Genomic DNA, 10,625 nt, shown 5'->3' with positions numbered 1-10,625 from the left:
AATTTTTATTATTTAAGAAAAATTTTATTCTAAATAAGTATAATTCCGAAATAACAATTTTTATTAAAAAGGAAAAATATGAAAAAACTAACCACCACTTCAGGCAATCCGATAGCCGACAATCAAAACTCGCTTACTGCGGGTAGTCGCGGCGGCATAATGCTACAAGATTATCAACTACTTGAAAAACTAGCCCACCAAAACAGAGAACGCATCCCGGAAAGAGCCGTCCATGCAAAAGGTAGCGCTGCGTACGGTACGCTAGAGATCACGCACGATATCTCGCGCTATACGAAAGCAAATGTCTTGCAAAAAGGCGAGAAAACGAGACTGTTCCTGAGATTTTCTACCGTAGCCGGAGAGGCCGGAGCGGCTGATGCCGAGCGCGACGTAAGGGGCTTTGCGATTAAATTTTACACAAAAGAGGGTAACTGGGACTTAGTCGGAAACAACACTCCGATTTTTTTCATCAAAGACCCGTATAAATTCCCAGATTTCATCCATACTCAAAAACGCGACCCGCGCACGCATCTACGCTCAAACGAAGCCGCTTGGGATTTTTGGAGCTTAAGCCCTGAAACTATGCACCAAGTTACGATTTTAATGAGCGACCGCGGCATACCTGCTAGCTACCGCCATATGCATGGATTTGGCAGCCACACCTATAGCTTTATAAATGACAAAAACGAGAGATTTTGGGTCAAATTTCACTTTAAAACTCGTCAAGGCATTAAAAATTTAACCAACGATGAAGCCGCGCAAATAATCGCAAAAGACAGGGAGAGCAACCAAAAAGACCTCTTTGAAAGCATAGAAAAAGGAGATTTTCCAAGTTGGGATTTTAAAATCCAAATAATGACCCAAGATCAAGCAAAAAGCGTCAAATTTAACCCATTTGACCTAACCAAAACATGGTCTCATAAGGAATTTCCGCTTATCGACGTTGGCGTCATGACGCTAAATGAAAACCCTAAAAATTACTTCAACGAAGTAGAGCAAGCCGCATTTAGTCCGTCAAATATAGTCCCTGGTATCAGCTTTAGCCCCGATAAAATGCTTCAAGCCAGAATCTTTAGCTATCCAGACGCTCAAAGATACCGCATAGGCACGCACTACGCGCAGCTAAGCGTAAATCGTCCGATAAGCGAAATAAACACCTACGTCGTGGGCGGTGCGATGAATAACGGAATGTATGAACTCGACGACAAGGCCTACTATGAGCCAAACAGCTTTGGCGGCGGCAAAGAAGATAGAAGCCTGCTAGAGCCTGATATAAATTTAGAAGGCGCAATGCAAAGATACGACCATAGAGCCGAGGATCAGGATTATTACTCGCAACCTAGAGCGCTTTTTGCACTAATGAACGATAGCCAAAAATCACAGCTTTTTAGCAATATCGCAGAGAGTATGGCTGGCGTGAGCGAAGTGATAAAAGAGCGCGCGATAGGTCACTTTGAGCAAATCTCGCCAGAGTACGCAAACGGCGTCAGAGCAGCTCTAAAGGCTAAAATTTGACAAATTTAACGCAAGCTGAAGAGCAAAGATATAGCGAACTTTGCGCCATGGCACTTGATTTTGCGAGGCAAGACGAAGCAGACGAGCTAGAAAAGATGATAAAGGCGGGGCTTAGCGTAAATTTAAAATCAGCCAAAGGCGATACGCTTTTGATGCTGGCTAGCTACAACAATGCTCTAAATACCGTAAATATGCTACTCTCAAACGGCGCTAGAGTAGATGAACGCAACGACCGCGGGCAAACTCCGCTTGCGGGCGCTGCGTTTAAGGGGCACTTAGATGTAGTAAAAGCGCTAGTTAACGCTGGGGCCGATATCGAAGCAAATAATGGTCTGGGTATGACGCCTTGGGCTTTTGCGGTGATGTTTGGCAGAAGCGAAACGGCAAAATTTTTACTTAGCAAACGTAAAAAAGAAAATATATTTCAAAAACTAGCGGTTAAGTTTTTAGAAATTTTTAGCAACAAGAGTGCAAAAATCGCCTAAATTTGACTTATTTACAACCTTATAAACTCCGCCTGATTTGAGGCGGAGTTTAGAAACTTTAGTGCGAGTAGCTCAAGATAGACGGTGATAACGTATTTTTCAAATTTACACAATTTAAGCACCCCGAGCAAGGCTGGCTTGCGGCGATTACGCAAGCTTATAGGCAGACTAAATCTAGCGAGTCCGTTAATTTAGAATAGCAAATTCTACATATCCCTCCATCGCGACGAGTAAAATCTAGCCCGCTTCAGGAGCGCAAAAATAGCGATGCTCCGGGATGTTTTCAACCGTAAATTTTAAAAAATCGTAAAAATACTCGGGCGTAAATTTGACTCCTATACTACTTATATTGTCGCCGACGTAGCTTATATCCGCGCTTAAAATTTTACTTTGGATGTTTGGATTTGAGCTTATAAAATACTTAATATCGGTAAAATTTTTGTAATCGATCGTTTCGTAGTCTTTTAAATTTTGCAAAACCGGCTTTGAGCCGATAAAACTAAAATTTTGCCCTATAAACTCCGCTCCGCCGTCATTCGCACGCCACTCGTCGCCTAAAGCGGACAAAAAAGCAAGCATCTCGTCATCAGCCCAGCTAAAATTTTCAAAATCCATTTTCATCCCGTAAAGTCTTTATAAATTTAAATTGTGCCGCCGCACGCCTATTTTTATAAACTGCGCTGGTTTAACTCAAATTTCGCACGACAAACTTGCGGCAAAGAGTTTTTGAGTATTTTTGAACGTTCTTATCAAATTTCGTCAAAAAACCATAAATTTTCAACAAAAAGGCGTTATATCTTGAGGCGATTTTTGAAGTTGCGACGTAAAAATAAAACAGAGCGGACCGGTCGTCCGTGAGTATTTATTTTTACTAGCCCTTCAAAAAGCGTCCAAGAGACAATGCCCTAAAATCACTTAAGAGCCTCAAGTCTAACCGCGACAGACCTTCTATGCGCTCCGAGCCCCTCGGCATCAGCTAGCTTCATGCACGCATTTCCCAGCTCGCTTATGCCTTTTGCATTTAGCGAGATGAGCGAGGTGCGCTTCATAAAATTTTCAACCCCGAGAGGCGAATAAAACCTCGCGCTACCGCCAGTTGGCAACGTATGGTTCGGCCCGGCTAGATAGTCGCCCATAGCTTCGGGCGTAAAATGCCCGATAAATATCGCGCCCGCGTGCCTGATCTGCCTAGCTAGCTCCATCGCGTCGTTTGTCGCGATCTCTAAATGCTCGGGCGCTAGCTCGTTAGCCAACCTCACGCACTCATCCAGGTCGCTAGCTACGATGATAGCGCCCTTTTTATCGATACTAACCTGCGCGATGGGCTGCCTAGCTAGAGTCTTGATTTCCTCGTTTATATGCCTTTGCACCGCCGCGCCGAAGGCTTGGTTGGGCGTGATGAGCACGGCGCTGGCCATCTCGTCGTGCTCGGCCTGCGAGAGTAGATCCACGGCGATGTGGCGAGGGTCTGCGCTCTCGTCGGCGATGACGCAGATCTCGCTAGGGCCCGCGATCATATCGATATTTACTTCGCCGTAGACGAGCTTTTTAGCCGTCGCGACGTATATGTTGCCAGGACCCGTGATGACGTCGGTTTTTTTGATCGTTTGCGTGCCGTAGGCCATCGCCGCAACCGCCGAGGCGCCGCCGACTTTATAGGCCTCCTTGATGCCGCAGATATGCATGGCGGCTAGAAGCAGCGTATTTACCTTGCCCCCGACGGCAGGCGTGCAGACTGCGATCTCTCCAACTCCCGCAACTAGAGCCGGGACCGCGTTCATGAGAAGCGAGCTAGGATAGGCGGCCTTGCCTCCTGGGATATATAGTCCCGCGCGGTCTAGCGGAGTGTACTTGGCGCCTAGCAAAACGCCGTGTTCGTCGTGCTCCATCCAGGTTTTTGGCAGACTTTTTTCGTGGTAGCTTTTTATGCGCTCAAAGGCTAAATTTAACGCATTTCGCAGGCAGCTATCTATGCTGTCATACGCCTTTTGCATCTCTTCAGTGCCGATTTTTAGGCTATTTGCGTCGGGTTTCCAGCGGTCAAATTTCTCTATCTGCTCAAAGAGTGCCTCGTCGCCTCTAGCGCGCACGTCATCCAGTATCTGCGAAACGGCAGGCATAACCGCGCTCATATCGCCGTTTGAGCGGTTTACCAAAGCCGCAAAATAGTCCTTAAAATTTTCGTTGCTAGTGAGTAAAAACTTCATCTCGTCTCCTTAAATTTTCTTTCGTATCTTAGTTTTTGACTGATATTTCCGAGCGCGCCGCCTTGGTGGATGTATAAAATCTCGTTTTTAAACACACCCATGTTTGCCATCATCGTTAAAAAGCCCACGGGGTCGTAAATGAGCTCAAACTCTATCCCCGTTTGCTCGCATACTTCGCGCCAAATTTGATAAAGCTCCGGCTTTAGATCGCCGAAATGATATTTTTTGGGCGGCTGCAAAATGCGCACCTTCGAGTTTGGCGTCAGCGCCTCGATCTCGCTTTTTAGGTAGTCTGCGTCGCCCACGCAAGGACAGGTAAAAACGTCAAATTTGACATGCTTAGCCAAAAACGCCGCCGACGTGCCCGTGCCTGAAGGCAAAAATATATCCACGGTTTTACCCTCCGCATCCGCCCAGCGTTCTATCTGCCTAGCCTGCGAGATAAAACCCGTCTCCGCCTGCGGCTGCCAAACGCCCTCATTTATAAAAAGCGAATCGCCGATGAAGCAATCCTGCACGGCGGATAAATTTGAGCTTGTTTGGTCTGCTGATTTTTTAAAATTTGAGTTTTTATGGCTTTTGCATTCGCTGAAATTTGCGCTCTCGAGCTCTGCTTGTTCGTCAAATTTGTTCAAATTTTCTCTGCCTAGATTTTGTAAATTCGGCTCGACTTCAGCTTGCAAATTTGACATATTTTTTGCATTTAAATTTATATCCGTAAAACCGAACCGTTCGTCAAAGTTGCTCAAATTTGACCCGCCCGTATCCTTTAAATTTAACCCGTTTCTATCAGAAGCATCCGTCAAATTTACAGCCTCATCGCCGTAAATCTCGCCCTCTTTTAGGCCGGATAGTTCGTAAGCTAGAGCCCTAGCCCGTACCCGTCTATCTTTATCTATGTAGATTTTCATTCCGTTTTCAAGGGCGAATTTAAAATTTCCGACTGGATTTGCCGCTAAATTTGAGTTTAAATTTGAAACGACGTAGTGAAACTCTAGCCCCTTCATCTTCGCAAAAACGCTTAGGCTATACATCGCGTTTGACTGGCTAGAGCCGTAGCTAACGACGCGCTTTATGCCGCCTAGGCCAGCATGCAGGAAATACTCTAGCTTTCTAGCCTTGTTGCCGTTAAATTCGCCGTCCATCAGATCGTCGCGAAGTACGTAAAAATCGAGTCCGTTAAATTTAGTCTTTTGAATACTTTTGATTTTGCCGCTCCAAGAGATCTTGCATCTCTTTCATCGACTCTTTATCCGAGATCGAAAATTTGATCTCGATGCGCCTGGAGGCGTCGGGGTCTTCTTTGCCGTTTTTCATCACCAGATCGCTAAAACTGCGCCCGCTAGCGATGAGATAGTGCTCTAGGCGCTTATCCTTGTTCCACGAGTAGATAAAATCTAGCACCGAATACGCGCGCTTTTGCGATAGATCAAGGTTGTACATATAGCTACCAACAGAGTTCGTATGCCCCTCGATCACGATTCTATCGATGTGTTTTGCGATCTCTTTGTTATTTAAAATCGCCTCGAAATAAGTCTGTAAAATTTCCTTTAGACGTGCCTTTGCCTCGTCTCTTAGCTCGTACGAGCCCGTGTCAAAAAGTATAGACTCGGGTAGCGACACGACGCCGGAGCTTGGATCTATGCTAACCTTGTTTCCAAGCTTAGCGCGTAAATTTGATATGACGTTTGAACGAAGCGAACTGATGTCTTTTATCTTGTCTTTTGTTTTATTAAAATCCTCTTCCAGCGCGGCATATCTTGAGACTTCATCGCCGTATTTTGCGTTTAGTTCATTTAGCGCCTCGTCTTTTTGCGCTAAAATTTGCCCCAGCTGTAGCACTCTATCCTGCAAATCCGCGATAGTTTTATTCGCATCGTTTAGATTTATCTCGTAGGTTTGGGTTAGATTCGTGAGTTCGTTTTTCTCTTTTTTGACGCCTTCAAGCATCTCGTTTACGAGCCTGTTTATGTCGGCAAGCTCTTTATTTTCGCTCTTTGCACGGTCCAAATTTGAAAAAATTTCTTTTATGACGTTTTCTTTACGGACGAGCTCGTTTTGCGACGAGGCGATTTGCTTTTCACGCTCGCTTAAGTCTTTTTGTAGTTTTGCCAGATCGCTTTGGCTAAGGACGTATTTTACGACGACGGCGCCGATGATGAGCATAAAAACAAACATCAGCCCGGCCATCAGGTCCGCATACGATATCCAAAAGGTCTGGTCTCCGCTTTTGTTCTCGTTACGCGTTTTCATCTAGCATACTCGCCTTTTCGATGGTTTGCAAGATCTCATTCGCCTCTTTATCAAGCTCGTCGATGTCTTGCTTTAGCCCTTCAATGAGCGCGCTATTATCATCATAAGCCTCGATTGCTTCGTCGTCAAAAGCCTTTTTAAATGCCTGGACGCCGTCAATCAAGCTCTCTTTAAAGCCATCCATTGCAAGTTTTTGTTTTTCTAAGATTTCACTACTAAATTTAGAAAGAGACTCACTGAAATTTTTTACATTATACTCTAGTTCGCCCACGCTCTTTTCGAGCCTTGCGATACGCTCGCCGCCCACATCATAGAGACGGTTGTACTGCTCGGCAAATTTTAGTTGCATATCTTTTATGTTACCGTTAAATTTATTGATAACGTTCAAGATTTCGGCATGGACTTTGATAAGATCTTTTTGATCTTTCGAGGATTTTAGCAGCGTATTCATCGTTTGCTTGATGTGTTCGCCACTTAGCTTGACAGCTTCTTCCTCGTTTTTCAAGATATTTGTAAAAGTTTTAAATTTAGCCTCGATAGTCTTGTCGAGCTCCTCAAAGAACTCGGCGTTACTAACATGCTCAAAGATCACTCCGATCTTTTCAAAGTGTCTTAAATTCTCTTGCAAATATCTTCTATCAAGCTCCTCTTTCGTCCAGAAAAAACCGCTCGTAGCGTTTTTTTGTCTTCGCACCAGCGTTTCAAATTTGCTCGTTCCGTATTTTTCAAAAAATATCCACCAAAGCGCTAGAAAAATACCGTAAATAGAGACGTAAAACGCAGTCGCCACGCCGCTAAGAAGGGTTGAAATTTCAGTTTCGAGCTCGGTAGTATTTGAAGAATTAAACTCCGGCATAGAAACCGCGATACTGATAAATGTTCCCAAAATACCCAGCATCGGAAAGATGCCCGCACCCACGGAAGCAAAATTTTCGTTACGTAAATTTCTAGTGTAGTAGGCGACAAATTCATCAAATCCGGCGTTTGATTTCGTATCCTTACCGATAACCAAAAGGTGTTTGATGATGTATTCTTTTAAATTTCGCTTAAAATCAGCCCCGCTTTGCTCGAAATAGCAGCAAGCAAGCTCGGCGCTATTTTTAGCAAAGATTAGCGAAATCACCCAAATAATACCCATCATAACGACCGTGTGTAGGCCGATTTGAAAATCTATATACCCCAAATATCCAAGAAGCGCGACGAGATATATCGCCGTCGGCAAAAATATAATTTTCGTATACACGAAAAAAGATTGCCTGCCTTTTACCTCAGGCAACGCCAAATCGGTGAAATTATCGTTTCTCGCTTCTTTTTTGGGTTCCATTGTAAGCCTTAATTTCTATTTAAGCAGTTTAAATCTTCAAATGCAGTTAGCAGGCGTTTTACCATCGACTCCTCGCCGCTTCGTAGCCATTTGCGCGGATCGTAGTACTTTTTGTTCGGTTTGTCGTCGCCTTCAGGGTTGCCGATTTGACCTTGTAGATAGGCTCTGTTTTTTAGCTCGTACGCTCTCACGCCGTCCCAAAACGCCCACTGCGTATCGGTGTCGATGTTCATCTTTACTACGCCGTAGCTGACGGCATCTTTGATATCCTTTAGCTCGCTACCGCTACCGCCGTGAAAGACGAAATTTACGGGCTTATCAGTTAGAGTTTGAAATTTATCCGCAACGTATGCTTGCGAATTTTTCAAAATTTCCGGTCGCAACACGACATTGCCTGGCTTATACACGCCGTGAACGTTGCCAAAGCTTGCCGCTATGCTAAATCTATCGCTGATTTTACTTAGTCGCTCGTATGCCTGCGCGACGTCTTCTGGCTGCGTATATAAAAGCGCGTTATCAACACCCGTATTATCCACGCCATCCTCTTCGCCGCCGGTTACGCCAAGCTCGATCTCTAGACTGATACCAAGCTCGCTAAGCTCTTTTAGATACTTCTCGCAAGTTCTTAAATTTTCTTCCAAGCTCTCTTCGCTAAGATCAAGCATATGCGAACTAAAAAGCGGCACGCCGTGAGCTTTTTTGTATTCGCGGCCAAATTTAACCAGCTCGTCGATCCAAGGCAGTAGCTTTCTAGCCGCGTGATCGGTGTGTAGGATCACGGGCACGCCGTAAGCCTTAGCTAGCAGGTGCACGTGCTGTGCACCTGCTACTGCGCCTAGTACATCGGCGTTCCCGCAAGCTTTGCCGGCATAAAAGCCGGCCCCGCCGTTACTAAACTGGATGATAACGGGTGAGTTAGCCGTCTTTGCCGCCTCTAAAACGGCATTTACCGAGTCGCTTCCGACCACGTTTACCGCAGGTATGGCAAAGCCCTGCTCCTTTGCGTATTTATACAGCCTAGTTACGTCATCGCCGCTTAAAACGCCGGCTTTTACTACGTCTAAAACACCCATTTTATCGACCTTATTTATATTCTACTTTAGCTTTTGAGCGAAGCTCGTCGCCTCTTTTTCTGATATCGTTTCTAAATTTCTCCATCTTTATGTTGCCCTCGATTTGAGGTTTAACCTCGTTTAGACCTACGGTGCCGGCAGCCTTGCTATCCTCTTTTAGGATTACGTGGTAGCCGAAATTTGATTTAACGGGTTTTTGAGTTACTTCGCCTTTTTTAAGCGCGAATGCAGCGTCCGCGAAAGGTTTTACCATTTGAGATTGACCAAACCATCCTAGTTCGCCGCCGTTAGCCGCAGAGCCTTGATCGGTAGATTTAGATTTTGCTAGCTCTTCGAATTTTTTAACCAGCTCGTCGCCTTTTAGGCCTTTTAGCGCAGCTATTATGTCGTTTGCGTCTTTTTCAGTAGCCACTAGGATATGTTTGGCTCTTACTTGTGCAGGCACGGCAAATTCGGCTTTATTTTTGTTATAAAAGTCGCTGATTTCGCCTTCGCTAACTTTGATATTGTCGAAAATTCTCTTCATCCAAAGATCAAGCACAAGGTTATTTTTTAGCTCTTCAAGCGCAGCTTTGTATTCGTCGCTCTTGTCTAGTCCGCTCTTTTTAGCCTCGTCTAGAAGCAGTTTTCTGTTGATTGTTTCGTCGATAACCTTTCTTTGCGTGTCTTTAGGTAGTTGCTCTAGCGTTACGCCAGGCATCGCAGCAAGCGTGAAAGCTACGTCCTTATCGGTTACTTTTGTTCCATTTACGGTGGCGTACTCCGCCGCACTTAGGCTTAGAGCCGCAGCCAAACTAAGAGATGCGAATAAAATTTTATTCATCTTTGTTCCTTAAATTTAGATTTTTGCGAGGGTGATTATAGCAGGAAAGTCATTAAATATAAGTTATAATTCATCGAAAATTTAAATAAAAACGGCTAAAATCGGCGCTATGAGAACGAAAAAAGATATAAACGCTATCAAAAATTTATTTTTGGAAAATTTCAAAGACGCGGGCAGCGAGCTTAAATTTCGCAGCCTCTACGAGCTGCTAGTATGCGTGATGTTAAGCGCGCAATGCACCGATAAACGCGTAAATTTAATCACGCCCTCGCTTTTTGAAGCATACCCGGACGTCGCGAGCCTAGCACAGGCAAATCTCGGAAGCGTCAAAACGCTCATAAATTCCTGTAGCTTTTTTAATAACAAAGCAGAAAATTTGATCAAGATGGCAAAGAGCGTGATGAGCGAATTTGACGGCGAGATACCAACGACCGAAAAAGAGCTGATGAGTCTAGCTGGAGTGGGTCAAAAGACCGCTCACGTCGTGCTGATCGAGCATTTTGGGTCAAATTTGATGGCGGTGGATACGCACGTCTTTCGCGTGGCGCATAGGCTTGGTCTTAGTAGGGGTAAGACACCCGAAGCCGTCGAGCTTGATCTAACCAAAGCCTTTAAAACGCAGCTGAACACGCTTCATCAAGCGATGGTGCTTTTTGGTCGCTACACCTGTAAAGCGATAAAGCCAAACTGCAAAGAGTGCTTTTTAAACGAGCTGTGTAGCAGTAAAGATAAGAATTTTCCTTAAAATTTTAGCCTACAAATGTGGGCTTAAATTTACGCACTTAAATTTGACGGAATTTTAAAATTTTGATTTTTGACAACTACGTTTATTATGAGATGTATTTTATAAAAATCACTGCAAATTTTAAAATCAAATTTGAATGCAAGAAGCCAGGGCTAAGTATCGCGAGATGATTTTGAAAGTTGTGCAGAAAATTTTAATCA

The 10,625-nt window shown here is 44.5% G+C and carries 10 protein-coding genes; 3 read left to right on the top strand and 7 right to left on the bottom strand.

Going from position 1 to position 10,625, the window contains the following annotated elements; all coding sequences use genetic code 11:
* Positions 1 to 78: 78 nt before the first annotated feature.
* Complete coding sequence (locus tag Q0386_RS07845; RefSeq protein ID WP_299029459.1) at positions 79 to 1,515, top strand: catalase; 1,437 nt, start codon at positions 79 to 81, stop codon at positions 1,513 to 1,515.
* Complete coding sequence (locus tag Q0386_RS07840; protein ID WP_298791423.1) at positions 1,512 to 2,000, top strand: ankyrin repeat domain-containing protein; 489 nt, start codon at positions 1,512 to 1,514, stop codon at positions 1,998 to 2,000. The genes Q0386_RS07845 and Q0386_RS07840 overlap by 4 nt, the downstream gene beginning before the upstream one ends.
* 237 nt (positions 2,001 to 2,237) lie before the next feature.
* Here the strand turns inward: Q0386_RS07840 and Q0386_RS07835 are convergent, their stop codons facing one another.
* The 7 genes from Q0386_RS07835 to Q0386_RS07805 form a co-directional block, all read right to left on the bottom strand.
* A complete protein-coding gene (locus Q0386_RS07835) occupies positions 2,238 to 2,615 on the bottom strand; it encodes a hypothetical protein (protein WP_299029456.1) in 378 nt (125 codons plus the stop codon).
* Between the two features lie 296 nt (positions 2,616 to 2,911).
* The gene (hisD, locus tag Q0386_RS07830) at positions 2,912 to 4,207 is read right to left on the bottom strand and encodes a histidinol dehydrogenase (protein ID WP_299029453.1); all 1,296 of its coding nucleotides are present in this window, start codon (positions 4,205 to 4,207) and stop codon (positions 2,912 to 2,914) included.
* Positions 4,204 to 5,352 carry a 1-aminocyclopropane-1-carboxylate deaminase gene (locus tag Q0386_RS07825; RefSeq protein WP_299029450.1) on the bottom strand — a complete coding sequence of 383 codons (1,149 nt, stop codon included), beginning with the start codon at positions 5,350 to 5,352 and terminating at the stop codon, positions 4,204 to 4,206. The genes hisD and Q0386_RS07825 overlap by 4 nt, the downstream gene beginning before the upstream one ends.
* A 40-nt stretch (positions 5,353 to 5,392) precedes the next feature.
* Entirely contained in the window at positions 5,393 to 6,460 is a 1,068-nt protein-coding gene (locus Q0386_RS07820; RefSeq protein WP_299029448.1) for an OmpA family protein, read from the bottom strand.
* Positions 6,447 to 7,784: a MotA/TolQ/ExbB proton channel family protein gene (locus Q0386_RS07815; protein WP_299029445.1), complete on the bottom strand. Its 1,338-nt coding sequence runs from the start codon at positions 7,782 to 7,784 to the stop codon at positions 6,447 to 6,449. The genes Q0386_RS07820 and Q0386_RS07815 overlap by 14 nt, the downstream gene beginning before the upstream one ends.
* Before the next feature lie 8 nt (positions 7,785 to 7,792).
* The gene (gene fbaA, locus Q0386_RS07810; RefSeq protein ID WP_299029443.1) at positions 7,793 to 8,857 is read right to left on the bottom strand and encodes a class II fructose-bisphosphate aldolase; all 1,065 of its coding nucleotides are present in this window, start codon (positions 8,855 to 8,857) and stop codon (positions 7,793 to 7,795) included.
* A 10-nt stretch (positions 8,858 to 8,867) separates the two neighbouring features.
* The gene (locus Q0386_RS07805) at positions 8,868 to 9,680 is read right to left on the bottom strand and encodes a peptidylprolyl isomerase (RefSeq protein ID WP_299029440.1); all 813 of its coding nucleotides are present in this window, start codon (positions 9,678 to 9,680) and stop codon (positions 8,868 to 8,870) included.
* 109 nt (positions 9,681 to 9,789) lie between these two features.
* Here Q0386_RS07805 and nth point away from each other — a divergent pair, with 109 nt between their 5' ends.
* Entirely contained in the window at positions 9,790 to 10,425 is a 636-nt protein-coding gene (gene nth / locus Q0386_RS07800) for an endonuclease III (protein ID WP_299029438.1), read from the top strand.
* Positions 10,426 to 10,625 lie beyond the last annotated feature (200 nt).

This window comes from uncultured Campylobacter sp., from assembly GCF_938045625.1.
Lineage (GTDB): Bacteria > Campylobacterota > Campylobacteria > Campylobacterales > Campylobacteraceae > Campylobacter_A.
Note: the sequence above shows the minus strand (reverse complement) of the source record. Positions and strands in the feature narration are given on the sequence as shown.